This window comes from Streptomyces sp. P13-3-3 (genome assembly GCF_050571355.1).
Lineage (GTDB): Bacteria > Actinomycetota > Actinomycetes > Streptomycetales > Streptomycetaceae > Streptomyces > Streptomyces althioticus.
Map to the genome: position 1 here is coordinate 1,974,752 of NZ_CP192228.1, position 25,691 is coordinate 2,000,442.

17 protein-coding genes are annotated in these 25,691 nt (G+C 71.1%); 14 read left to right on the forward strand and 3 right to left on the reverse strand.

What is annotated here, in order from left to right; all coding sequences use genetic code 11:
- The first annotated feature begins 8 nt into the window (after window positions 1-8).
- The 8 genes from ACQZOG_RS08915 to ACQZOG_RS08950 all read left to right on the forward strand — a co-directional run bounded on the left by ACQZOG_RS08915 (window position 9) and on the right by ACQZOG_RS08950 (window position 9,907).
- On the forward strand, window positions 9-2,963 hold the full coding sequence (locus tag ACQZOG_RS08915; RefSeq protein ID WP_037638989.1) for a M14 family metallopeptidase: 2,955 nt from the start codon (window positions 9-11) through the stop codon (window positions 2,961-2,963).
- Window positions 2,964-3,188: 225 nt separating this feature from the next.
- Window positions 3,189-4,196: a type I glyceraldehyde-3-phosphate dehydrogenase gene (gap, locus tag ACQZOG_RS08920; protein WP_033273128.1), complete on the forward strand. Its 1,008-nt coding sequence runs from the start codon at window positions 3,189-3,191 to the stop codon at window positions 4,194-4,196.
- 158 nt (window positions 4,197-4,354) lie between these two features.
- A complete protein-coding gene (locus tag ACQZOG_RS08925) occupies window positions 4,355-5,566 on the forward strand; it encodes a phosphoglycerate kinase (RefSeq protein ID WP_033273129.1) in 1,212 nt (403 codons plus the stop codon).
- 6 nt (window positions 5,567-5,572) lie between these two features.
- Complete coding sequence (gene tpiA, locus ACQZOG_RS08930; protein WP_037638986.1) at window positions 5,573-6,349, forward strand: triose-phosphate isomerase; 777 nt, start codon at window positions 5,573-5,575, stop codon at window positions 6,347-6,349.
- Between the two features lie 139 nt (window positions 6,350-6,488).
- On the forward strand, window positions 6,489-6,725 hold the full coding sequence (secG, locus tag ACQZOG_RS08935) for a preprotein translocase subunit SecG (protein ID WP_019525267.1): 237 nt from the start codon (window positions 6,489-6,491) through the stop codon (window positions 6,723-6,725).
- A 212-nt stretch (window positions 6,726-6,937) separates the two neighbouring features.
- The gene (locus tag ACQZOG_RS08940) at window positions 6,938-7,273 is read left to right on the forward strand and encodes an RNA polymerase-binding protein RbpA (protein WP_003957010.1); all 336 of its coding nucleotides are present in this window, start codon (window positions 6,938-6,940) and stop codon (window positions 7,271-7,273) included.
- 141 nt (window positions 7,274-7,414) lie between these two features.
- A complete protein-coding gene (gene pgi / locus ACQZOG_RS08945) occupies window positions 7,415-9,067 on the forward strand; it encodes a glucose-6-phosphate isomerase (RefSeq protein ID WP_430741423.1) in 1,653 nt (550 codons plus the stop codon).
- Window positions 9,068-9,157: 90 nt separating this feature from the next.
- Complete coding sequence (locus tag ACQZOG_RS08950; RefSeq protein WP_359520774.1) at window positions 9,158-9,907, forward strand: hypothetical protein; 750 nt, start codon at window positions 9,158-9,160, stop codon at window positions 9,905-9,907.
- Window positions 9,908-9,923: 16 nt separating this feature from the next.
- Here the strand turns inward: ACQZOG_RS08950 and ACQZOG_RS08955 are convergent, their stop codons facing one another.
- The 3 genes from ACQZOG_RS08955 to ACQZOG_RS08965 form a co-directional block, all read right to left on the reverse strand.
- Entirely contained in the window at window positions 9,924-12,206 is a 2,283-nt protein-coding gene (locus tag ACQZOG_RS08955) for an ABC transporter permease (RefSeq protein ID WP_430741424.1), read from the reverse strand.
- Window positions 12,207-12,459: 253 nt separating this feature from the next.
- Window positions 12,460-13,212: an ABC transporter ATP-binding protein gene (locus ACQZOG_RS08960; RefSeq protein WP_037638982.1), complete on the reverse strand. Its 753-nt coding sequence runs from the start codon at window positions 13,210-13,212 to the stop codon at window positions 12,460-12,462.
- Window positions 13,209-13,724 carry a PadR family transcriptional regulator gene (locus ACQZOG_RS08965; protein WP_031019809.1) on the reverse strand — a complete coding sequence of 172 codons (516 nt, stop codon included), beginning with the start codon at window positions 13,722-13,724 and terminating at the stop codon, window positions 13,209-13,211. The genes ACQZOG_RS08960 and ACQZOG_RS08965 overlap by 4 nt, the downstream gene beginning before the upstream one ends.
- 126 nt (window positions 13,725-13,850) lie before the next feature.
- Here ACQZOG_RS08965 and ACQZOG_RS08970 point away from each other — a divergent pair, with 126 nt between their 5' ends.
- The 6 genes from ACQZOG_RS08970 to ACQZOG_RS08995 all read left to right on the forward strand — a co-directional run bounded on the left by ACQZOG_RS08970 (window position 13,851) and on the right by ACQZOG_RS08995 (window position 25,602).
- Window positions 13,851-15,122 (forward strand): ABC transporter substrate-binding protein, encoded by a 1,272-nt coding sequence (locus tag ACQZOG_RS08970; RefSeq protein WP_230227537.1) that lies wholly within the window; start codon window positions 13,851-13,853, stop codon window positions 15,120-15,122.
- A gap of 183 nt (window positions 15,123-15,305) precedes the next feature.
- Window positions 15,306-16,925: a glycoside hydrolase family 13 protein gene (locus ACQZOG_RS08975; protein WP_033275721.1), complete on the forward strand. Its 1,620-nt coding sequence runs from the start codon at window positions 15,306-15,308 to the stop codon at window positions 16,923-16,925.
- A gap of 45 nt (window positions 16,926-16,970) precedes the next feature.
- Entirely contained in the window at window positions 16,971-18,299 is a 1,329-nt protein-coding gene (locus ACQZOG_RS08980; protein WP_037643731.1) for an ABC transporter substrate-binding protein, read from the forward strand.
- 5 nt (window positions 18,300-18,304) lie between these two features.
- Window positions 18,305-19,669, forward strand: coding sequence for an ABC transporter permease subunit (locus ACQZOG_RS08985; protein WP_037638977.1), 1,365 nt, complete (start codon window positions 18,305-18,307; stop codon window positions 19,667-19,669).
- Window positions 19,666-20,505 (forward strand): carbohydrate ABC transporter permease, encoded by an 840-nt coding sequence (locus ACQZOG_RS08990; protein WP_033275719.1) that lies wholly within the window; start codon window positions 19,666-19,668, stop codon window positions 20,503-20,505. The genes ACQZOG_RS08985 and ACQZOG_RS08990 overlap by 4 nt, the downstream gene beginning before the upstream one ends.
- Before the next feature lie 258 nt (window positions 20,506-20,763).
- A complete protein-coding gene (locus ACQZOG_RS08995; RefSeq protein ID WP_245657293.1) occupies window positions 20,764-25,602 on the forward strand; it encodes a DUF3320 domain-containing protein in 4,839 nt (1,612 codons plus the stop codon).
- The last annotated feature ends 89 nt before the right edge of the window (window positions 25,603-25,691 follow it).

Sequence of the window (25,691 nt, forward strand, 5' to 3'; positions counted from 1 at the left end):
GGGGGCTCATGAGACGAAGAGCGAGATCGATCCTCGCTGTCGGCACGCTCCTGCTCGGCGGAGCCGGCTTCGCACCTGTCGCCCAGGCACAACCCGCACCGCCCTCGTCCGGCGATCCCGGCGAGGTCAAGGTCTACCGCGCCGACGTCACACGGCAGCAGGTACCCCTGCTGCTGGCGGCGGGTCAGGACGGCCACGAACTCGGCGAGCGGGTGCCCGGACGGGGCACGGCCGCCGTCGAGGTGTACCTCACCGAGGGACAGGCCCGGAAGCTGGAGAAGCAAGGCGTCGACCTCACCGAGCACACGCTTCCCTCGCGGGCGGAGAAGCGCGTGGCGGACGCGGCCGAGGGTGTGTTCCGGCCGTACAGCGGCGCGGGCGGCCTCCGGGAGGAGATCCTGCGCACCGCGCAGCGCAACCCCTCCCTCACCAAGGTCGTCTCCATCGGAAAGACGATCCAGGGCAAGGACATCCTCGCCCTGAAGCTCACCAAGCAGGCCCGCACGAAGAAGGACGGCTCCAGGCCGGCCGTCCTCTACATGGCCAACCAGCACGCCCGCGAGTGGATCACGCCGGAGATGACCCGCCGGCTGATGCACCACTACCTGGACCGCTACCGCACCGACAAGCGGATCAAGAGGATCGTCGACACCACCGAACTGTGGTTCGTCCTCTCCGCCAACCCCGACGGCTACGACCACACCTTCGCCGACGACGCCAACCGCCTGTGGCGCAAGAACCTGCGGGACGTCGACGGCGACGGGAAGATCGGCTCCGGTGACGGCGTCGACCTCAACCGGAACTTCCCCTACAAGTGGGGTTACGACGACGAGGGCTCCTCGCCCAGCCCCTCCAGCCAGACCTACCGGGGCGCCTCCCCGGGCTCCGAGCCCGAGACCAAGGCCATCGACGCCTTCCAGAAACGCATCGGCTTCACCTACGGGATCAACTACCACTCCGCCGCCGAGCTGCTGCTCTACGGCGTCGGCTGGCAGGTGGCCACGCCGACCCCCGACGACGTGCTGTACAAGGCGCTCGCGGGCACGCCGGACAACTCGGCGATCCCCGGATACCACCCGCAGCTCTCCTCCGAGCTGTACACCACCAACGGCGAGGCCGACGGGCACGCGGCCAACGTCAACGGCATGGCGATGTTCACCCCGGAGATGTCGACCTGCCAGACGGCCTCGGCGTACGACCCCGACGACGCCTGGGAGCCCGGCGACTGCCGCTCGATCTTCACCTTCCCGGACGACGAGAAGCTGATCCAGCAGGAGTTCGCCAAGAACGTCCCGTTCGCGCTCTCCGTCGCCGAGTCCGCCGCGCACCCCGACCGGCCGTCCTCCGCGGTCGGCCTGGAGGCCGCGGACTTCACCCCGGCGGCCTTCACGACGTCCTACGCGCGCGGTGAGGACCAGGAGGTTTCCGTCGTGGCCCGCAAGGCGGTGCGCGACAAGGAGCTGCGGTACCGGGTGAACGGCGGCCGCACCCACAGCGCGGACCTCAGGCCCTGGCGGGGCGGCGAGCGCTACGGCGGCGAGGACGACCTCTACTTCGACGAGTACCGCGCGAAGGTCCGGCACGCCCGGCCCGGCGACCGGGTCGAGGTGTGGTTCACCGGCAAGGCCCGGGGCGGCAAGAAGGCGTCGAGCCGGCCCTTCACCTACACCGTGGCGCAGCGGCCCCGCGCGGACGTCCTCGTCGTGTCCGAGGAGGGCGCGAAGGCCACGGCCACGAAGACGTACGTCGACGCGCTGCGGGCGAACGGGCGCAGCGCCGCCGTCTGGGACGTGGCCGAGAAGGGCGCGCCGGACGCGCTCGGGGTGCTGAGCCACTTCCGCACCGTCGTCCACCACACCGGGGCGGCCGTCCCGGGCGTCGCGACCCAGCTCCAGCTGCGTGCCTACCTGAACGAGGGCGGCCGGCTGATCGAGGCGGGCGAGCAGGCAGGCGGCAGTGTCGACCTCGGCGACGGCGTCCTGTCCGACGACTTCGGCCAGTACTACCTGGGCGCCTACTCGCGCACCGCCACCTCCGGAGCCACCGCGTTCACGGGCGCCGGACGACTCGCCGGCACCGGCGGGCCGCTCGGCGACGCGCCCGGGAACCCGCTCGACCGGCCCGGCAGCTTCGCCCTCACGTCCGACGAGCTGCCGCCCGCCGCGTACCCGCAGTTCGCGAGCGCCGGCGCCGGGTCGTTCACCGGCACGGTCAACCCGTACGGGCCCTACGCGGGCTCCGCCATGGCGGCCGCCGTGCACACCGACGACGGCTACAAGCGCCTCACCCGCACCGTCGACCTCACCGGTGTCACCGCCGCCGAGCGGCCCACGCTGCGCACCCGCCTGCTGTGGGACACCGAGCCGGGGTACGACAACGTGATCGTCGAGGCGCGCACCGCCGGCGGCGACGACTGGACGACCCTGCCCGAGGCGGGCGGCGCGACCCGCGCCACCGTGCCCGCCGAGTGCGCGGCCGGGTTCTACATCGCCGGGCACCCCTGGCTGGAGCACTACCTGACGCTCGGCGACGACGGCTGCGCCGCCACCGGCACCACCGGCGCGTGGAACGCCCTCACCGGGTCCTCCGGCGGCTGGCAGCAGGTGGAGTTCGACCTGAGCGCCTACGCGGGCCGGACGGCCGAGGTGTCGGTCGCCTACGTCACCGACCCGGGCAGCGGCGGCCGGGGCGTCCTCGCCGACGAGGCCTCCCTGGTCGTGGGCGGGACGGTCACCGAGACCGAGGGGTTCGAGGAGTCCCTGGGCGCCTGGTCGGCCTCCGGGCCGCCCCCGGGCAGCCCGGCCGTCCTGAGGGACTGGACCCGCACCGGCGAGCTGTTCCGCACCTACGCGGCGGTCACCACCGGGGACACCGTGCTGCTGGGGTTCGGACTGGAACACCTCACGTCGGCGGCCGACCGGGCGACCCTGCTGAGGAAGGCGCTGGCCGCCGTCCGCGGGTGACACCGGCGCCCGCGGAAGCGGACACGGGCGGCGAAAAGGGGTGACCGAAGACCGTCGCCCTGGGGCGGTCCGCACCCTACTGGCGGGTACGGACCGCACTGCCGGGTATGGGACAACTCGATGTCACGGCCGGGGCCCCGGAGAGGTAGGGTCGACAGTGGTCGGGGACATCCCAAATACAGCTCGCCGGCGTCAGAGCCGGCGTACCAACGAGGAGATCGGTTCGTGACGATCCGCGTAGGCATCAACGGGTTTGGCCGCATCGGTCGGAACTACTTCCGCGCGCTCCTGGAGCAGGGCGCCGACATCGAGATCGTGGCCGTCAACGACCTGGGCGACACGGCGACCACCGCACACCTGCTGAAGTACGACACCATCCTGGGCCGTCTCAAGCAGGAGGTCTCGCACACCGAGGACACCATCACCGTCGGCGACAAGACGATCAAGGTCCTCTCCGAGCGCAACCCCGCCGACATCCCGTGGGGCGAGCTGGGCGTCGACATCGTCATCGAGTCGACCGGCATCTTCACCAAGAAGGAAGACGCCGAGAAGCACATCACCGGCGGCGCCAAGAAGGTCGTCATCTCCGCCCCGGCGAAGGGTGAGGACATCACCCTCGTCATGGGCGTGAACCACGACCAGTACGACGCGGCCAACCACCACGTCATCTCCAACGCCTCGTGCACCACCAACTGTGTGGCGCCCATGGCGAAGGTGCTCGACGAGAACTTCGGCATCGTCAAGGGCCTGATGACCACGGTCCACGCGTACACGAACGACCAGCGCATCCTGGACTTCCCGCACAAGGACCTGCGCCGCGCCCGTGCCGCCGCCGAGAACATCATCCCCACCACGACGGGCGCCGCGAAGGCCACCGCCCTGGTGCTGCCGCAGCTCAAGGGCAAGCTGGACGGCATGGCCATGCGCGTCCCGGTCCCCACCGGCTCCGTCACGGACCTGGTGGTCGAGCTCTCCCGCGAGGTCACCAAGGAAGAGGTCAACGCCGCCTTCCAGAAGGCCGCCGAGGGCGAGCTGAAGGGCTACCTGGAGTACACGGAGGACGCGATCGTCTCCTCCGACATCGTCAACGCCCCGGCGTCCTGCACCTTCGACTCGTCCCTGACCATGGTCCAGGACGGCAAGAACGTGAAGGTCATCGGCTGGTACGACAACGAGTGGGGCTACAGCAACCGCCTCGTCGACCTGACGGTCTTCATCGGCAACCAGCTCTGATCGCGGAGCGGACGGCCTGATATGAGTGCAGGGCTCGGACGGTGCGACGACGCGCCGTCCGAGCCCTGACGCACGTATCGGAACGGTCGCCCTCTTTCGATCACGAGCGATCACGAGCGAACAGGTCGCTGAACACGTTGCTCTGACAGGGAGCCCCTATGAAGACGATCGACGAACTCCTCTCCGAAGGCGTCGCGGGCAAGCGGGTCTTCGTCCGCGCCGACCTCAACGTGCCGCTGGACGGCACCACCATCACCGACGACGGCCGCATCCGCGCCGTGGTGCCCACCGTCAAGGCGCTCGCCGACGCGGGCGCCCGGGTGGTCGTCGCCTCGCACCTGGGCCGCCCCAAGGGCGCCCCGGACCCCGCCTTCTCGCTCGCCCCGGCCGCCACGCGCCTCGGCGAACTCCTCGGCGCCGACGTCGCGTTCGCCACCGACACGGTCGGCGAGTCCGCCTCCTCGACCGTCGCCGGCCTCGCCGACGGCCAGGTCGCCGTCGTCGAGAACCTGCGCTTCAACGCCGGCGAGACCAGCAAGGACGACGCCGAGCGCGGCGCCTTCGCCGACCGGCTCGCCGCCCTCGCCGACGTCTACGTCGGCGACGGCTTCGGCGCGGTGCACCGCAAGCACGCCTCGGTCTTCGACCTCCCGGCCCGCCTGCCGCACTACGCCGGTTACCTCATCGCCACCGAGGTCGGCGTGCTGAGGAAGCTCACCGACGACGTCAAGCGGCCCTACGTGGTCGCCCTCGGCGGCGCCAAGGTCTCCGACAAGCTGGCCGTCATCGACCAGCTGCTCGGCAAGGCCGACCGCATCCTCATCGGCGGCGGCATGGCGTACACCTTCCTCAAGGCCCAGGGCCACGAGGTCGGCTCGTCCCTGCTCCAGGAGGACCAGATCCCGGCCGTCCAGGAGTACCTGGAGCGGGCCGAGAAGAACGGCGTGGAGCTGGTGGTGCCGGTCGACACGCTCGTCGCGCCGGAGTTCCCCGACATGAAGGCCAAGACGCCGGGCAACCCCGCCACCGTCGCCGTGAACGCCATCCCGGCCGGCACCCTGGGCCTGGACATCGGCCCGGAGACCCGCAAGCTCTACGCCTCGAAGCTCGCCGACGCCGCCACCGTCTTCTGGAACGGCCCCATGGGCGTCTTCGAGCACCCCGACTACGCCGAGGGCACCAAGGCGGTCGCCCAGGCCCTCCTCGACTCCCCGGGCTTCACCGTGGTCGGCGGCGGGGACTCCGCCGCCGCGGTCCGTACCCTGGGCTTCGACGAGCAGGCATTCGGCCACATCTCGACCGGCGGCGGCGCCTCCCTCGAATACCTCGAGGGCAAGACGCTCCCCGGCCTCGCAGCACTGGAGGACTGACCCTCAATGACCACCCGTACGCCGCTGATGGCGGGCAACTGGAAGATGAACCTCAACCACCTCGAGGCCATCGCCCACGTCCAGAAGCTCGCCTTCGCCCTGGCCGACAAGGACTACGAGGCCGTCGAGGTCGCCGTCCTGCCGCCGTTCACCGACCTGCGCTCCGTGCAGACCCTGGTCGACGGCGACAAGCTGAAGATCAAGTACGGCGCCCAGGACGTCTCGGCCCATGACGGCGGCGCCTACACCGGCGAGATCTCCGGCCCCATGCTGGCCAAGCTGAAGTGCACCTACGTCGCGGTCGGCCACTCCGAGCGCCGGCAGTACCACGCCGAGACCGACGAGGTCGTCAACACCAAGGTCAAGGCCGCCTTCAAGCACGGCATCACCCCCATCCTGTGCGTCGGCGAGGAGCTGGAGGTCCGCGAGGCGGGCGACCACGTCTCCCACACCCTCGCCCAGGTCGAGGGCGGCCTGAAGGACGTCCCGGCCGAGCAGGCCGAGTCCGTCGTGATCGCCTACGAGCCCGTGTGGGCCATCGGCACCGGCAAGGTCTGCGGCGCCGAGGACGCGCAGGAGGTGTGCGCGGCGATCCGCGGCAAGCTCGCCGAGCTGTACTCCCAGGAGCTGGCCGACAAGGTCCGCATCCAGTACGGCGGCTCCGTGAAGTCCGGCAACGTCGCCGAGATCATGGCGCAGGCCGACATCGACGGCGCCCTGGTCGGCGGCGCCTCGCTGGACGCCGACGAGTTCGTCAAGATCATCCGCTTCCGCGACCAGTGACCGGCCGGGGTGCGTCCGCCCGCGGGCGCACCCCGGGATCGGGAGTAGGCCACAGGGCCGATCCGTCGTACTCTTGCGGGGTCCAGTCCCGTGCTGGGCCCCGTGTCGTCCATCCGTTTCCGAGGAAGTTGGTCCAGCCGTGGTTCTGGGGTTCTCCATCGCCCTGATCGTCTTCAGCCTGCTGCTGATGCTGCTGGTGCTGATGCACAAGGGGAAGGGCGGCGGCCTCTCCGACATGTTCGGTGGTGGCATGCAGTCGTCCGTCGGCGGCTCCTCGGTCGCCGAGCGCAACCTCGACCGGATCACGGTCGTGATCGGTCTGCTCTGGTTCGCGTGCATCGTGGTGCTCGGCATCACGATGAAGATGAACAACTGACCCACGCGGCGCGATCCGCCCGCATTCCCCACGTAACGCCCCATGTTCGGTACGCGCCGTCGAGCGCGGCCTATCATGGGGCTTGCGTCTGGATGCGGAGACAGGTAACTCCTATCACTGGACGCGCGTTGGGCCTTACGTAGACTGAGGCGCTCGCAGCGAAGCGGTACGCCGACTCGCTTCGCGGCACCATTACGCAGGGAGTTACGACCGTGGCAAGTGGCAACGCGATCCGGGGAAGCCGGGTCGGGGCGGGGCCGATGGGCGAGGCCGAGCGCGGCGAGTCCGCGCCGCGGCTGCGCATCTCCTTCTGGTGCTCCAACGGGCACGAGACACAGCCGAGCTTCGCCAGCGACGCGCAGGTGCCCGACACGTGGGACTGCCCACGCTGCGGCTTCCCTGCCGGGCAGGACCGCGACAACCCGCCGGACCCGCCGCGCACCGAGCCCTACAAGACGCACCTCGCGTACGTGCGCGAGCGGCGCAGCGACGCGGACGGCGAGGCGATCCTCGCCGAGGCGCTCGCCAAGCTGCGGGGCGAGATCTAGTACCGGGCAGGCCCCGGGCGCATCCGCCTGCCGCACGGCCGGTTCGCTCTCCGGACTCTTCCGTCCTCCTCCCGACTGATCAATTAGGTTGATACCAGTCGGCACAGCGGGGACATCCAAGGAAGAAGGCTGAAGTCCGAGATGAACGCAGACGGCCGTAGCAGGCTCAACCAGACGCCCGAGTGGACCGCACTGGCCAAGCACCGTGAGGAGCTCGGCGAGGTGCGGCTGCGCGAGCTGTTCGAGGCCGACCCGGACCGCGGCACCGGCTACACCCTCCGCGTCGGTGACCTGTACGTCGACTACTCCAAGCATCTGGTCACCGACGAGACGCTGCGGCTGCTGCGGGAACTGGCCGCGGCCACGGACGTGTTCGGCCTGCGGGACGCGATGTTCCGCGGGGAGCGGATCAACACCACCGAGGACCGTGCGGTGCTGCACACCGCGCTGCGGGCGCCGCGGGACGCGGTGGTCGAGGTCGACGGGGAGAACGTCGTCCCGGCCGTGCACGCGGTCCTGGACCGGATGGCCGACTTCGCCGACCGGGTGCGTTCCGGGGAGTGGACCGGTCACACCGGCCGGCGGATCCGCAACGTCGTCAACATCGGCATCGGCGGCTCCGACCTGGGCCCGGCGATGGCCTACGAGGCGCTGCGGGCCTACACGGCGCGGGAGTTGACGTTCCGGTTCGTGTCCAACGTGGACGGCGCCGACCTCCACGAGGCCACCCACGACCTGGATCCGGCGGAGACGCTGTTCATCGTGGCGTCGAAGACGTTCACCACGATCGAGACCATCACCAACGCCACGTCGGCGCGCGCCTGGCTGCTGGACGCGCTCGGGGACGACAAGGCGGTGGCGCGGCACTTCGTGGCCCTGTCGACGAACGCGGAGAAGGTGTCGGACTTCGGGATCGACACGGCGAACATGTTCGAGTTCTGGGACTGGGTCGGCGGGCGGTACTCCTACGACTCGGCGATCGGGCTGTCGCTGATGATCGCCATCGGCCCGGACCGGTTCCGGGAGATGCTGGACGGGTTCCGCATCGTCGACGACCACTTCCGCACCGCCCCGCCGGAGGCCAACGCGCCGCTGCTGATGGGCCTGTTGGGGATCTGGTACAACAACTTCCACGACGCGCAGTCGCACGCGGTGCTGCCGTACTCGCACTACCTGTCGAAGTTCACCGCCTACCTCCAGCAGCTCGACATGGAGTCCAACGGCAAGTACGTCGGCCGGGACGGACGCGAGGTCGACTGGCAGACGGGTCCGGTCGTCTGGGGCACCCCGGGCACCAACGGGCAGCACGCCTACTACCAGTTGATCCACCAGGGCACCAAGCTCGTCCCCGCCGACTTCATCGGCTTCGCCGAGCCCGTGGAGGAGCTGAGTGACCGGCTCGCCGCCCAGCACGACCTGCTGATGGCCAACTTCTTCGCCCAGACGCAGGCGCTGGCCTTCGGCAAGACGCCGGACGAGGTGCGCGCCGAGGGCGTGCCCGAGGAACTGGTCCCGCACAAGACCTTCCAGGGCAACCACCCCACCACCACGATCCTGGCCACCGAGCTGACCCCGTCGGTGCTGGGCCAGCTGGTCGCGCTGTACGAGCACAAGGTGTTCGTGCAGGGCGCGGTCTGGGACATCGACTCCTTCGACCAGTGGGGCGTCGAACTCGGCAAGGTCCTCGCCAAGCGCGTCGAGCCCGCCCTCACCGAGGGCGCCGACGTCCCCGGCCTCGACCCGTCCACGAAGGCCCTGGTCGCCGCCTACCGGGAGCTGCGCGGACGCGCCTGACCGCTGCCACGGGGGCGGACGGCGCATGTCCGTCCGCCCCCGTACAATCCCCGGGTCGATCATCACGGCGAGCACTCGGGGGAACACGAAGTGGCACGCACGCCCGGCCGGTGGACCGGTGGCACACTCACGGCACGCGACATCCTCAGACCGCACATCCTCTCCCGGCGGTGCCTGCTGTTCATCGGCTCCGTCGTCGCCCTGGTGCTGCTCGTGCAGACCGTCAACTCCACCTCCAGCACCTTCGTGGTCATCGGGGCGGGCATGACGATGATGTGGATGCTCTGCTTCGTGGCCCGGGGCACCCTCCGGGTGTCCGGCAACTTCTTCGGCACGGGCGCCGTGCACCGCTGTCTGCCGGCGCTGCTCGCCACGGTCACCAGCTGGCTGGTGGCGGTCCCCGACCTGGTCACCGGTGATCTGCACGGACTCGGGTTCGCACTCGGCGTCGTGTTCATCCTCGGCGCCCCGGTGACCGTCACGGCGATCGCCCTGCTGGAGACCGGCCGGCTCCGGCGGCGCTACGGCATCCGGCTCCGAGCGCACCCGGCCGGTCACCCACCGGTCCCGGGCCAGGTCCCGCCGATGCCCCCGGTCCCGCCGTCGGGGCACCCGTACGTCCCACCGCAGGGGCACCCTTTCGTCCCTCCGCAGGGGAATCCGTTCGTCCCGCCCCAGGGGAACCCGTACGGACCTCCGCCCGGCGCCCCCTACGTCCCTCCGCAGCCGCACCCCGGTCACGGGTTCGTCCCCGGGCAGGGCGGCGGCAACCCGTACGCGCCCGGCGCCGGCGGCAACCCGTACGGCCCGTACAACCCCCAGCCCCCGTACGGCCCCTGAGGGCGGCCGGCGTCGCTCAGGCCACCGCGCTCAGGGTGTCCGCGAGGCGGCGGCGGGCGGCGCGGGCGGCGGGGACGGCGGCCAGGGCGGCGGCGCCCAGGACGGCGGCCGTGCCCAGCAGCACCAGCAGCGCGGGGGAGGGCAGCCGGGCGATGCCCGCGCCGATGCCGCTCGACCTGCCCTGGGCGTCGATCAGCCAGTGCGCCAGCGGCAGCCCCAGCGCGGTGGCGACCAGCACCGCCGCCAGCGCCGTACCGGCGGTGGCGGTGACCGTGACCGCGGTGATCTGCCGGGGCGACAGCCCGACCGCCTTCAGCGCCAGCAGGTCGCGCTCGCCCTCGCGGACGGTGCCGCCGATCGCCGTCAGCAGCTCCACCAGACCGATCAGCGCCAGTACCGCGACCAGTCCCAGGACCACCGCGCGCAGCGGCGACAGCCCGTCGGCCGGGTTGGCCACGGTGTGCACGTCCAGATGGCCGCGCCCCTCCGCCGCGAGCCGCGCCGCCACCTCCGCCGGGTCCGCGCCGGGTTCGAGACGGACCTGGTAGAGACCGGGCCGCATCTCCGGATCGTTGGCGCGCAGGGTGTCGAGGGAGGTGGAGATGACCCGTCCCGCGTTCTCCGGCTCGATGCTGCGGCCCACGATGTGCAGGATCTGCGGGCGGTCCCCGACGGTCATCCGCACCCAGTCGCCCACCCGGACGTGCAGCAGGTCGAGCAGCCCCTGCCCGGCCACCGCCTCGTCCGGACCGCGCGCCGGTCTGCCCTCCGCCAGCGCGAACGGGTACGGGTCCTCGTGGGTGCCGTACCCGCGCAGGGCGATCGTCGCGGTCTGGCCGGGGACCAGCGCGGCCACCTCCACGCCCGGGTGGGCGGCGGCCACCTGCGGGTCGCTCTCCAGCAGCTTCCGCGCCTCCGCGTCGTCCAGCGCGGCGTCGGCGCGGACGCTGAGCGCCGCGGGCAGCCCGATCCGCTCGGGCGCGCTGTGGAAGCGGTCGATCGTCGTCCACGCGCTCAGCGCCACCACGATCAGCAGCAGCGGCAGCGCCAGCCTGGCCACGGCGCCCAGCGACCGCGGCCGCCGGGTGAACGCCTTGTGCCAGCCCAGCACCAGCGCCGGAGGCACCCGTGCGCCCAGCGCCCGGCGGGCCGCACCGCCCAGCCGCCCCGCCGGTGCCGCCGCCGGACGCGGCACCGGCACCGGCGGCACCCTGCCCGCGCGCCAGGCGGCCAGGCCGGTCGTCGCGCCGATGAACAGCACCGCCCCGACCGGGACCACGAACAGCGCCGCGGTGTGCCCGGGCAGCCCCTGCCACACGTCCACCGCGTCCCCGAGCCGCCCCGGGACGGAACCGCCCAGCGCCTCCGTGAGCGCGGCGGCGGCCACCGCGCCCAGCAGGGCGTACCCGAGGTGCTGGATCAGGAAGACGCGCACCACCTGTCCTGGGGTGAAGCCGATCGCCTTGAGGACGGAGATGTCCCGCAGATGCCCCCGGATCCGGGTGGTGATCGCGCCGTGCACGGCGAACCCGGCGGCGACCAGCGCGCCCAGCCCGAACAGGCCCAGCACCTGCCCCAGCAGTCTGTTGTCGCCCTGGGCCTCGGCGCGCGCCTGCTGCCAGGTCGCCACCTCTCCGATCGCCCCGGCGCCCAGCTCGGTCACGGCCCGCTGCACCGCGTACCCGGTGTCGCCCGGGTCGGTCAGCCGCAGTCCGATCACCTGCCCGTCCGGGTCCGCCACCGCCGACGGCAGCGCCCACACGAGCCCCGCCCGCTCACCCGGCCGGAACCGCGGCTCGGCGCTGTCCGCGACGCCGACCACGGTGAACCGCCGCGCGGTGCCGGGCACGGAGAGGGTGTCGCCGGGCGCGGTGAGCAGGGCGCGGGCCAGGTTGCTCTCCAGCACCACGCCGTCGGGCGTCGCCGGGTCCAGCCAGTGCCCGGAGGTGACGATCGGGCGGCCCACCTCGGGCCGGTCCCGCGTGCCGCGCACCTCCACGGAGGCCCGGCCGCCCTGTGAGGAGAGGGTCAGCGAGGAGGTGGGGTAGGGGCCGGCGACCGACCGCACGCCTTCCAGGCCGGTCAGCCTGTCCGCGTCGGCGGAGACGGTCGTGTGCAGGGTGACGTGGGCGCCGTGCGCCTGGGTGAAGACGCGCTGCCAGGGGTTGGTGGCGTACCCGAACAGGGCCGTGGCCAGCAGCAGGGACACCACGACGCCCGCGGTGGCGAGCACCAGGAACAGCGCCTCGCCGCGGTGCGTGCGCAGATCGGAGTGCGCCCAGCGCAGAGTCGCTCGCACCGGCCTCAGCCCTTCGCGGGTCGGTCGTCGACGCGTATGCGCACGCGCGCGGCGGGTCCGTGGGTGACGTTCGTGCGCGTGCGCGCGGCGGGTCGGTGGGTGACGTTCGTGCGCGTGCGCGCGGCGGGTCGGCGGGTGACGCGTACGGGCCCACGCGCGGCGGGGCGGCGCGTACCGCAGGGACGCGTGCTCGCGGCAGGTCGGTGCGTGACGCGCATGTCAGTGCCTCGCGGGTCGGTCGTGGACGCGCATGTCAGTCCCTGAGCTCCAGCACGCCGGACGCGCCCGTCCGGCGCGGGGGCGGGCCCGCGTCGAGGGTGGCGTCGTCGGCTATCCGGCCGTCGAAGAACGAGATCACCCGGTCCGCGGCGCTCGCCAGCCGGGCGTCGTGCGTGACCAGCAGGATCGTCTGCCCGCGCTGGTGGAAGCGGGACAGCAGCCGCATCACCTCGCGGGTGCCCCTGCTGTCCAGGCTGCCCGCGGGCTCGTCGGCCAGCAGCAGCGGAGGGTGGTTGACCAGCGCCCGGGCCAGCGCGACCCGCTGCTGCTCACCGCCGGACAGTTCGCCCGGCATGCTCCGCTCCTTGCCCTCCAGGCCCAGCTCGGCGAGCAGGTCCCGGCGTGCCACGCGGGCCTTCTTCGGCGGGACCCCGGCGAGCAAGGCGGGCAGCTCCACGTTGTCCGCCACCGACAGGTCCGAGACCAGGTTGAAGAACTGGAACACGATCCCGATGCGCCGCCGCCGCTCCACCGCCCAGCGCGCCTCGCTCCAGCCGTCGGCACGCTCGCCGTCCAGCCGGATGGAGCCCTCGTCCGGCCGCTGGAGCCCGCCGAGCAGATGCAGCAGCGTCGACTTGCCCGCGCCCGAGGGGCCGGTGACCGCCACGAACTCGCCGCGCGTCACCCGCAGGTCGACGCCGCGCACGGCGTGCGCCGGGGCGCCCTCGCCGTGATGGGTCTTGACCAGGCCTTCGGCGTGCAGCAGGGGAGCGTCGCTCTCGCTCACTGAAGCTCCTCCAGCTCTTCCTGACACCTCTCCAGCCAGTCGAGATCGGCCTGCAGATGCAGCATCGCGCCCTCGATCAGCAGATGGGAGATGCGGTTGTCCCGGTCCTCGGCGGCGGCCAGCTTCGACAGCTGCCGCATCGTGTTCAAGTACTGGCGGCGCTGGCGGTTGATCAGGGAGATCTGGTCGGCGAGACCGGTCTGCGGGGCCAGGGCCAGCTTCATGAAGAACTCGTCCCGCACCCGCGGCTCGTCCGCCGTCTCCTCGAACCAGACGCGCAGCGCCTCGTGCCCGGCCTCGGTGAGGTGGTAGACCTTCTTGTTCGGCCGGCTCGACTGTTCGATGGCCTCGCCCTCGATCAGCCCCGTCTTCTCGAGGCGGCCGAGGGTGACGTAGATCTGGCCGACGTTCGGCTGAGGGTACGCGGCGCCCAGCAGTTGCTCAAGGTCCTGCTTGAGCTCGTAACCGTGCGCCGGGCCGCGGGCGAGCAGCGCCAGGAGGGGCAGCCGCACTCGTGCTCTCCTCCTCGCGCTCCTGGGTAATGTGCCGCAGGACCTAGTATCGCCCATACCTAACGGGTATACATGGCCTCTGACCCCGGCAAGGGTGCCCGGGTGCCGGTGTACAGGGAGGAACCTATGCGGTGGATCCATGCCGCGGGTAGGGGCCTTCTCGTCCTGATCGTCGTCCTGACCGGTTATGTCGCCTCCGGCGCGAGCGCCGACGAAGGTCCCGGGGACGGGCGCGGGCCGCTCACCCTGGCCACCGCCGGCGACCTCACCGGCTACCTCGGCTCCGTCCTCGACGGCTGGAACCGCACCCACCCCGGCGAGGAGGTCACCCTCGTCGAACTGCCCGACTCCGCCGACGAGACCCGCGCGCAGATGATCACCGACCTGCGGGCCGGCGAGAACGGCCGCTTCGACGTGTTGAACATCGACGTCAGCTGGACCTCGGAGTTCGCCGCCGCGGGCTGGATCCGCCCGCTGCCCCGCGACCGGTTCCCGCTGGACGCCTTCCTGCCCCCGGTCGTCGACACCGCCACCTACGACGACCGGCTGTACGCCGTCCCGTACGTGACCAACGCCGGACTGCTGCTGTACCGCAAGGACGTCCTCGACGAGGCGGGCGTCCCGCCGCCGCGCACATGGGCCGAACTGGAACGGACCGCGAAGACCCTCGCCCCGGCGCGCGGACTGGACGGCTACGCGGGCCAGTTCCTCCCCTACGAGGGTCTCACCGTGAACGCGGCCGAGGCGGTCTACTCGGCGGGCGGCACCATCCTCGGCGACGAGGGGGAACGCGTCACCGTGGACTCCCGGGCCGCCCGCAAGGGCATCGGCTTCCTGGCCCGGGGGGTCCGCGACGGCTGGATCCCCGAGGAGGCGCTGGCGTACAAGGAGGAGGAGTCCAAGCGGGCCTTCCAGGACGGCCGGCTGCTCTTCCTGCGCAACTGGCCCTACGCGTACGTCGCCGCCTCCGCCCCGGACTCGAAGGTCGCGGGGAAGGTCGGCGCCGTGCCGCTGCCCGGACCGGACGGCCCTGGGACCAGCGTGCTCGGCGGGTCCAACCTGGCCGTCAGCAGCCACGCCGAACACCCCGACTCCGCCGCCCGGCTGCTCGCGTACCTCACCGGCGAGCGGGTGCAGCGCCAGGTGCTCACCCGCGGCGCGCTGCCGCCCGTACGGGCCGGTCTGTACGACGACCCGGAGCTGGTGCGCCGCTTCCCGTACCTGCCGACGCTGCGTGAGAGCGTGCTGGCCGCCGCGCCGCGGCCCAAGAGCCCGCGCTACGACCAGGTGAGCCTGGTGGTGCAGGCGGTGGTGCACGACGCGATGAGCGGGCGGCAGACGCCCGAGGCCGCGGTGCGCCGGCTGGCGGAGGAACTGGCCGCCGTCTCCACCCGCTGACCCGTTCCTAGTTACGTGTTAGGTAACGCGCGCGTCTCGCTCGCGCCGGAATCACCCACGTTTGCCCTGGCCTGCACTCCGTAACCTCCCGGTAGCTTGCGCACGTTCATTGACACCCGCTGTTCACCGCTACCTAACATGCATGCATAACGAACGGCACTCCTCACAGACAGGTCAATCGGGGTGAACAGGCACCACTGGTGGCGTGACGCGGTGATCTACCAGGTGTACGTCCGCAGCTTTCTGGACAGCACCGGGGACGGCATCGGCGATCTCGCCGGGGTCAGGGCGGGACTCCCGTACCTGAGGAAGCTCGGCGTGGACGGGATATGGCTCAGCCCGTTCTACCCCTCGCCCCAGCACGACCACGGCTACGACGTGGCCGACTACCGCGACGTCGACCCGGTCTACGGCGACCTCGCCGAGTTCGACCGGCTGGTGGCCGCCGCCCACCGCCTCGGCGTCCGGGTGCTGCTCGACATCGTGCCCAACCACTGCTCCAGCGCGCACCCGTGGTTCCGCGAGGCCCTGGCCGCCGCCCCCGGCAGCCCCGAGCGGGCCCGCTTCCACTTCGCCGACGGCCGCGGCCCCGGCGGCGACGAGCCGCCGAACAACTGGCACGCCATGTTCGGCGGCCCCGCCTGGACCCGCGTCACCGAGGCGGACGGCCGCCCCGGCCAGTGGTACCTGCACATGTTCACGCCCGAGCAGCCGGACTGGAACTGGCGCAACCCCGAGGTCGCCGACGAGTTCGACGGCGTCCTGCGCTTCTGGCTCGACCGGGGCGTCGACGGCTTCCGCATCGACGTCGCCGCGGGACTGTTCAAGCACCCGGACCTGCCCGACTCCCCGGACCCCGAGGCCGACGCCCGCACCCGCGACTCGGTCAACCCGCTCGCCTGGAACCAGCCCGAGGTGCACGACGTGTGGCGGCACTGGCGCGCCGTGTGCGAGGAGTACACCGCCCGCGACGGACGCGAACGGCTCCTGGTCGGCGAGGTGTCCGTGCCGTCGGCCCGCGAGCACGCCGAGTACGTCCGCCCGGACGAGCTCCACCAGGCGTTCTTCTTCGACCTGCTCGGCGCGCCCTGGGACGCCGACGCCTTCCGCAAGGTCATCTCCGAGGCCATGCAGGACATCGCCGGCACCGGCTCCACCGTCACGTGGGTCCTCAACAACCACGACCAGGTGCGCACCGTCACCCGCTACGGCGAACCCGCCCCCGAGGGCAGCGGACTCGGCGCCGCCCGTGCCCGCGCCGCCGCGCTGCTGATGCTGGCGCTGCCCGGCGCCGCGTACATCTACCAGGGCGAGGAACTCGGTCTGCCCGAGGTCGTCGACCTGCCCGACGACGTGCTCACCGACCCGATCTTCCGGCGCACCGGCAGCCGCGCCCGCATCCGCGACGGCTGCCGGGTGCCGCTGCCCTGGTCCGGACAGGCCTCGCCGTTCGGCTTCACCTCCGGCGACGAGGGCGCCAAGCCCTGGCTGCCGCAGCCCGATTACTTCGCCGAGTACGCCACCCACCGGGCCCTCGCCGACACCCGGTCCTCCTGGCACCTGTACCGCGACGGCCTGCAACTGCGGTCCGCCCTGCACCAGTTGGGCGAGGGCACACTCCGCTGGCTGGACACCCAGCCCGGCGTCCTCGCCTTCGCCCGCGACGACCTCGTCTGCGCCGTCAACTTCGGCACCGCCCCCGTACCCGCCCCGGCCGACGGCACCCCGCTGCTCGCCAGCGGCCCCTGCCCGCCCGGGGAACTCCCCGGCTCCACCGCCGCCTGGTGGATCGACGGCTCCTGAGAAGCACCCCCCGGCCCACACCCGTTTCCCGAAGGGACATCGATGATGATGCGACGACGTACCACCCTGCTCGCCGGATGCACCGCCCTCGTCCTCGCGCTCGGCGCGACCGCCTGCGGAGGCGGCGAGCCCGTCGCGGCAGGCGGCGGCGACAAGGCGCTCGGCGGCCAGACCGTCACCGTGGCCGGCGTCTGGTCCGGCAGTGAGCAGAAGAACTTCCAGAAGGTGCTCGACGCCTTCACCGAGAAGACCGGCGCGAAGACCCAGTTCGTGTCCACCGGCGACAACGTCTCCACCGTCGTCGGCAGCAAGATCGAGGGCGGCAACGCCCCCGACGTGGTGATGGTTCCGCAGGTCGGTGTGCTCAAGCAGTTCGCCGGGCAGGGCTGGCTGAAGCCGCTGGACGAGAAGGTGCAGTCCGCGGTCGGCGCCAACTTCGCCGAGGTGTGGCAGAACTACGGCAGCGTCGACGGCACCCTGTACGGCCTCTACTTCAAGGCCGCCCACAAGTCGACCGTCTGGTACAGCCCCGAGGCGCTCGAGCAGGCCGGCGTCACCGAGCCGAAGACCTACGACGAGATGCTGAAGAACGGCCGGACCATATCCGACTCCGGTCTCGCCGCCTTCTCCGTCGCCGGCCAGGACGGCTGGACCCTCACCGACTGGTTCGAGAACGTCTACCTCTCCCAGGCCGGACCCGAGAAGTACGACGCCCTCGCCGCGCACGAGATCAAGTGGACCGACCCGACCGTGGTCGACGCGCTCACCACCCTCGGCAAGCTGTTCAAGGACAAGCAGCTCATCGCGGGCGGCCAGAAGGGCGCCCTGAACACCGACTTCCCCGGCTCGGTGGAGAAGGTCTTCGGACCGAAGGCCGAGGCCGCCATGGTCTACGAGGGCGACTTCGTGGCCGGTGTCGCCAAGGACCAGTTCGGGCGGACCATCGGCACCGACGCGGACTTCTTCCCCTTCCCGCCGGTCGGCGGCGGTGAGGCGCCCGTGGTCAGCGGCGGCGACGCGGCCGTCGTCCTCAAGGACGGCAAGAACAGCGAGGCCGGCATGGCGCTGGTCGAGTACCTGGCGAGCCCCGAGGCCGCGGCCGTCTGGGCCGAGGCGGGCGGCTTCCTCTCCCCGAACAAGAAGCTCGACCTGTCCTCCTACGGCGACGACGTCACCCGCGCCACCGCCGAGTCCCTGATCAAGGCCGGCGACTCGGTCCGCTTCGACATGTCCGACCAGGCCCCCGCGGCCTTCGGCGGCACGAAGGGCGCCGGCGAGTGGAAGATCCTCCAGGACTTCCTGCGCGACCCGTCCGACCCGAGGAAGACCGCGGCCGAGCTCGAGAAGGCCGCCGCCAAGGCCTACGGGAACTGACGGCCATGACCGCCACAGTCGTGAAGAAGGCGACAGCGCCCGCCCCCGCGCGGCCCGACGGCGCGCGCGGGCGGCGCCTGCGCCGACGCGGCCGGATCGTCGCCCTGCTGTTCGCGCTCCCCGCGCTGCTGCTGCTCGGCGCGCTGGTCGTCTACCCGGTGCTGTTCTCCGTCGGCCGCAGCCTCTTCGACGCCACCGGCACCGAGTTCGTCGGCGGTGAGAACTACGCCGAGATGTTCCGCGACCCGGCGACCCTCAAGGCCGTCCGCAACACGGCCGTCTGGGTCGTGGTCGCCCCGACCCTGCTCACCGGCCTCGGACTGATCCTGGCCGTGCTGGTGGAGAAGGTGCGCTGGGCCACCGCCTTCAAACTGCTGCTGTTCATGCCGATGGCGGTGTCCTTCCTGGCCGCCGGCATCATCTTCCGCCTCGCCTACGACGAGGACCCCGACAAGGGCGTCCTCAACGCGGCCGTCGTCTCCGTCCACGACGCGTTCACCGGAAGCTCCTCCTACCCGACGGCCCGCGCCCGCGACGGAGAAGGCCTCACCAGGGAACGGGACGGCTCCTACGTCACCGCCGCGGACGTCTCTCCCGGCGGCACGGCGGCGCTCGGTCTGGTCGGCGTCGCCCCCAAGGACCTGCCCGGCGAGGCCGAACCCGCCTCCGGGGCGGCGTCGGACACGGCCGCCCCCGACGAGGTGCGCGGCGTGGTGTACCTCGACTTCACGCCCGGCGGAGGAGGGGAGCCGGGCGTGGTCGACCGCGAGGAGAGCGGACTGCCCGGCCTGACCGTCGAGGCGGTGCGCGACGGGAAGAAGGTGGCGAGCACCACCACCGCGTCCGACGGCTCCTTCCGCTTCACCGGCCTCGACGACGGCGCCTACGCGCTGAAGCTGCCCTCGGACAACTTCGCCCCGCCCTACGAGGGCGTCTCCTGGCTCGGCCCGGCGCTGGTCACCCCGGCGATCATCGGGGCGTACCTGTGGATCTGGACCGGGTTCGCGATGGTGCTGATCGGGGCCGGCCTCGCCACGCTGCCCCGGGACGCGCTGGAGGCGGCGCGGATGGACGGCGCCAACGAGTGGCAGATCTTCCGGCGGATCACCGTCCCGCTGCTCGCGCCCGTCCTGACCGTGGTGTTCGTGACGCTGGTGATCAACGTGATGAAGGTCTTCGACCTCGTCTACATCATCGCGCCCGGGCCCGTGCAGGAGGACGCGACCGTCCTCGCCACCCAGATGTGGCTGGTGTCGTTCGGCGGCGGCAACAACCAGGGACTGGGCAGCGCGCTCGGTGTCCTGCTGCTGCTCCTGGTCATCCCGGCCATGGTGTTCAACGTCCGCCGCTTCAAGAGGAGTCAGCGATGAACGTGATCCGTCGCGGCCTGGGCAACGCGGTGGTGCAGGCCTTCCTGGTGGTGATCGGGCTGGTCTGGATGACCCCGCTGGCCGGTCTCTTCCTGTCCTCGCTGCGGTCCGCGGAGGACACCGCGAAGGGCGGCTGGTGGACCGTGTTCACCAGCCCCGGGCAGCTGTCCTTCGACAACTACTCGGCGCTGCTGGACAACTCCGGCATCACCCAGGCGTTCTGGAACACCGTCCTGATCTCGGTGCCGACCACCGTGCTCGTAGTGGTGGTGGCCGCGCTCGCCGGATACGCCTTCGCCTGGCTGGAGTTCCCCGGCCGGGACACGGTGTTCCTGGTCGTCGTGGCGCTGCTGGTGGTGCCCGTGCAGATCGGACTGCTGCCGGTCGCCAAACTCTTCGGCCAGCTCGGCCTGTTCGGGACCATCCCGGGCGTGGTGCTGTTCCACGTCGCCTACGGGCTGCCGTTCGCGGTGTTCCTGCTGCGGAACTACTTCGCGGAGATGCCGAAGGAGATGCTGGAGGCCGCGCGGATGGACGGCGGCAACGAGTGGCGGATCTTCACCCGGCTGGTGCTGCCGGTGGGACGGCCGGCCATCGCCAGCCTCGCCATCTTCCAGTTCCTGTGGGTGTGGAACGACATGCTGGTGGCACTGCTGTTCGCGGACAGTTCGTCGCAGCCGCTGACGGTGGAACTGCAGTCGCAGATCCGGCAGTTCGGCAGCAACGTGGATGTGCTGGCGCCGGGGGCGTTCCTGTCGCTGGTGGTGCCGGTGGTGGTGTTCTTCGCGTTCCAGCGGCACTTCGTGCAGGGGGTCATGGCGGGGTCCGTGAAGTGACCAAGACCGGCACCCCGGGTACGATCCCTCCGTAATCTTCACAACACATCCATACCGATTCACGATCTTTGATGTGCTGGAAGATCCCACCTGATAGGGAGATGTTCTCAGGGGGGCGTGAGGTTGGTTTCCCCCTGCGCTTTGCTCAGGAGGGATCGCCCCATGCTCCATCAGTCCAGTACCGCACCCGCTGCCGGTGACGCCGGCCTCCGACGGTTGCAGGCCGTTCTCGACGGCTGGCGCTCTTCGCTGCTGGACATGGGCGGACGGAATCGCCTGCTGCATTTCCGTCACGCCCGGACGGCCACCCTGGAGATCTCGTCACCCGCCGCGGCAGGCGTACTGGGCGGCCTCGGCAAGGGGTGGGACTTCGCGCCGGTCGAGGAACAGACCGGCGTGGAGCGTGAGGAGTTCGACCAGGCCGGGCGCCTGCTCAACGGCGTCCGGCCCGGTCTAGTCACGCAGAAGACGACGCAGGCCGGGCTGGACGCGTCGCTGTACCAGCTGCGGCAGAAGTCGGGCCAGATGTACAACGACTATGGCCTGTGGGTGCTGTGGCTCGGTGTGGGCATGCTCGACTGGCGTGAGGCCGAAGCCGAGGAGACCAGTTCCGCTCCGTTGATACTGGTCCCGGTCGAGCTGCGCCGGGACAACCGACGGCGATATCGCCTGCACCTGGCGGAGGAGCACGAGCGGATCCACAATCCCGCTCTCGCGGTGAAACTGAACCGCCTGGGCGTCGACTGGTCCGACGTCACCGCCAAGGACGTCGGCGACCTGTCCGCCGTTGTGTCCGCCGCTCGTTCGGTCGCGGCCGGGCTCACGGGCTGGACCGTGAGCGAACGTGTCGTCCTTGGTCTCTTCGCCTCCCACAGAGAGGCCATGTACCAGGACCTCCTGCAGAACGAGGAACAAATCCTCGACCACCCGCTGGTGCGGGCCGTGGCGCTCGGCGCCGAGGCGGATCTGCCCGAAGGACTGATCGCGTTCGACCCCCCGGAACTGGACCGCATCGACGATGTCCAGATGCCCGAGCGAACCCCCCTCGTGCTCGACGCCGACGCCTCGCAGAGGCAGTGCATCGCAGCCGCTCTGGAACACCGCTCGTTCGTGATGAGCGGGCCGCCCGGCACCGGCAAGAGCCAGACCATCACCAACATGATCGCCGCGCTCATGCACGCCGGCCGCAGTGTGCTGTTCGTCAGTGAGAAGGCTGCTGCGCTCGACGTCGTGCGCAACCGGCTCCGGGGCGTCGGACTGGGTGACTTCGTCATGGCACTGCACAGCGGTGCCACGAGCAAGAAGGCAGTCGCCACGGAGCTGGCCCGCGTGCTCACCACGGAGGCCCGGGTCACCGGAGCCGCGGAGCACGAACTCGAGCGGGCTCGTCGGCTGCGGGAAGAGCTTTCCGCCTATGCGGCTGCCATGAACCAGGTGAGGGAGCCGCTCGGACGCACGCTGCACGACGTTCTCGGGCGTCTGGTCCAGTTGGAGCAGGCGGGCACCCCCGATCTGCCGCTGGCCACGGAGGACACCGACGTCGTGCGGACGTTGAGCGCTGGAACCCTTGAAGAGCTCTGCACCGCCGCCAAAGCGGTCGGCCGGGCGTGGCGTCCCGCCGCCGAGGGAGACGACTTCGTCTGGCGGGGCTTGATCGGCACGGACGCCCACCAGGTCGTCTCGGAGGCGTCCGACGCACTGGACGCCCTGCTGTCGGCCACCGGGCGGAGGCCGTTTGCCGCCACTCAGCCCGAGCCGGGGTCGGTAAGAGAGGTACAGCAGACGGTGCGCGCGCTGCTGGCGGGCCTGTCGGACCGCACCACCCCGGCGGATCCGGCGTTGCCAGACGATGTCACCGCCGCGGCCGCGCAGCTGGCTGAACTCTTCGGCCTGCCGAAGCCGCAGCATCCGGAAGCCGCGTTCGCGCTGTGCGAGCTGGCGGACCTGACGACGGCCACCCACCGCCCCCTGCGCGGATGGTTCGAACACGCCATGCTCAAGGAGGCGCACTCGGCGGCTCACGACCTGCGACAGGCCCTCGCCGCGGAGGCGGCAGCCCGCGAGACGGCTGCGGACGCCTTCGGTGAGCAGGTCCTCGCAGCCGACGGACTACGCGAACTGGTGGCCCGCTTCAGCGACCGGCACCGAGGGCTGATGGTGCGCTTCTCCGCCCAGTACAAGGCGGACCGCGATGCCGTGGCAGCCCTGACCCGCAACGGAGCCTGGCACAAGTCCCTCGTGGCCAGACTGGGTCAGGCTCTCGCCTGGTACGAGGCCGCCGCCGAGGTGACCCGCCTGGCCGGCCTCCACTCGGAACTGCTCGGGCGCTACACCCCCGCCACCGAGCAAGGGCTGGCCGACCTGGAGGAAGCGCTGGCCACGGCGGACCGCATCGCCGCGTTGAGCCGGGAAGCCGATCGACCGCAGCTGCTCGCCGAGCGCCTTGCCGACGACGCAGAGCCGGACCGTCTCCCCGCACTGCTCGCGGACACCGTCCGGGACGCGCTGGGGTCGTGGTGCGCGGCCGCCACCGCCCGGTCGGACCGCTGGTCGCGCTCCGTGGACGCGCTGCTCGACCTGTTCGACACCGCTCGCCGCACCCAGCTCTCCGCCTCGCTCTGCGGGCCCTTGTCCCAGGCCAGGCAGGTGGTCGACCTGCTGCGGGCGGATCAGCAAGGCCCTGATGTCTGGCACGCCTACAAGGGTGGTCTCGTCGTACTGGCCCGCCACCGCGCGGACGGCCTCGTGTCGAGCGCTGCCGAACGGGGAATCGAGCCCAGCCGTCTGCCGGACATCGTGGAGCAGGCGTTGCTGCGGGCGTGGGCCGACGGACTTCTCGCCACGGACCCGCGACTGCGTACCACCCGGTCCGAGGATCTCGACGCACGTGTGTCCGACTTCAAGGAGGCCGACCGCCGCCTTGTCGCAGCTGCGGGCGGGGCTGTCATCGAGGAGTGCAACAAGCGCCGACCGCGACGGTTTCAGAGCGGGGCGGGCGCGGTGATCATCCGTGAGGCGGAGAAGAAGACCCGGCACATGCCGGTACGGGAACTGCTGGGCAGAACGCGCGACGTCGTTCAGGCGGTCAAGCCGTGTTTCATGATGAGCCCGCTCACCGTCAGTCAGTTCCTGCCCTCAGATTTCCACTTCGACGTCGTGGTTTTCGACGAGGCCTCCCAGGTGCGCCCCAGCGACGCGGTCAACTGCATCTACCGAGGTCGCACCCTTGTTGTCGCCGGTGACGACAAGCAGCTCCCGCCGACGTCCTTCTTCGACTCCTCCGTCGAGGACGACTCCGACGAGTATGCCGAGGACGTCCCCGACTCCTTCGAATCTCTGCTCCAGGCGTGCAAGGCAGGGGCCCTGCGCGAACTCCCTCTGCGCTGGCACTACCGCAGCCGCCACGAAGACCTGATCACCTTCAGCAACCGGTCGTTCTACGACAACTCGATGGTGACCTTCCCCGGGGCCGTCGACCAAGGCAACGACGTCGGGGTGGCCTTTCTCCAGGCCCAGGGGGTCTACGACCGGGGCGGTCGGCGGGACAACCGGGCGGAAGCGGAGTTCGTCGCCCGGCGCGTCATCCACCATTTCGACACCCGTCCCGGCAAGACCCTCGGGGTCGTCGCCCTCTCGCAGGCCCAGGCGGCGGCCATCGACCAGGCCGTGCAGCAGGCACGTCTGGACCGGCCCGACCTCGACCACTGCTTCACCGAGGACCGTCTCGACGGCTTCTTCGTGAAGAATCTGGAGTCGGTCCAGGGTGACGAACGTGACGTCATGATCATGTCGGTGGGATACGGCCCCGACGAACACGGCAAGCTCGGGCTGAACTTCGGTCCCATCAACAAGGGCGGAGGGTGGCGCCGCCTGAACGTGGCGGTCACCCGGGCCCGCTACCGGATGGAGGTCGTCGCCTCCTTCCGCGGCACCGCCCTGCCGGACAGCTCCAACGAGAGCGTCCAGCACCTCAAGCGATACCTCGAGTACGCAGAGAGCGGTCCCTCTGTCCTCGCGCGGGACCTCGTCCAGTCCGACGCCGAGCCGGAAAGCCCGTTCGAGGAGTCCGTCCTCGCCGTCCTTCGGGGCTGGGGGTACAGCGTCCAGCCTCAGGTAGGAGTCGCGGGCTACCGCATCGATCTGGGAGTCCGGCATCCGGAGACGCCTGGTGCGTATGCACTCGGTATCGAGTGCGACGGCGCCATGTACCACTCGTCCAAGGCGGCTCGCGACCGTGACCGCCTCCGCGAGCAAGTGCTGACCGGGCTGGGCTGGCGGCTGTACCGGATCTGGGGCACCGATTGGTACCGGGCGCGAGCCGCTGCGGAACTGCGGTTGCGTGAGGCCGTCGAACAAGCGGTGGCGCAAGGCCCGCTCGTGGCGCCGTCCGCCGAGCGGGCACACGAGGTCCCGGTAGCGGAACCGGAAGGTGACCGTGTCACGGCGGGGGAGACCGGAACACTGCCGGCCGTGCCGGCGCCCCGAACGCAGGCCCACATCGAGGTGGAGTACGAACGGGTCCCCGTCGACACAGGTGTCGAGCGTGCGTGGAGCACTCCGTACCGGACCACGTCCGTCGAAGTGCATGCCCGGCACGAACTGCACACCCGTGAGGCACGACCAGCCGTACGCAAGGCGCTCACCGAGGTCATCGAGCTGGAGGGGCCCATCCATGAGGACCTCCTCGTACAGCGAGTGCGGGAGGCCTGGGGCGTGCAGCGGGCGGGCAACCGCATCCGTGACAACGTGCTGGAGGTGGCGCGTGCACTCGTCCGCACCGGCCAGGTCTCCTGCGAAGGTTCGTTCTACGACGTGTCCGGCCGGGAGACGCCGAAGGCGCGGACACCGGAGGCGGGCGGGGCGGTGCGCAAGATCATGCACATCGCGCCGGCCGAGAGGTACGTCGCCCTGTACGAGCTGGCTGCCGAGTGCCCCGGCATGTCGCACGAGGAGCTGATCAAGCAGGCGTGTGAGTTCTTCGGGTGGCGGCGTATGGGGAAGGACATCCGGGACTGTCTGGCCGCGGACATCGACGTGTTGCATCAGCGGGGCCGCTTGGAGGGCGGGCCGGAGCTTGTCAGTGCGGTTCGCCTGTAGGGGGTAAGGGTGTGGAGGGGGTTGGTCGCCCCCTCCGCCCCTTCCCTTCCCGTCCTTGGGGCTGCGCCCCTGGCCCCCTCTTACGGCCC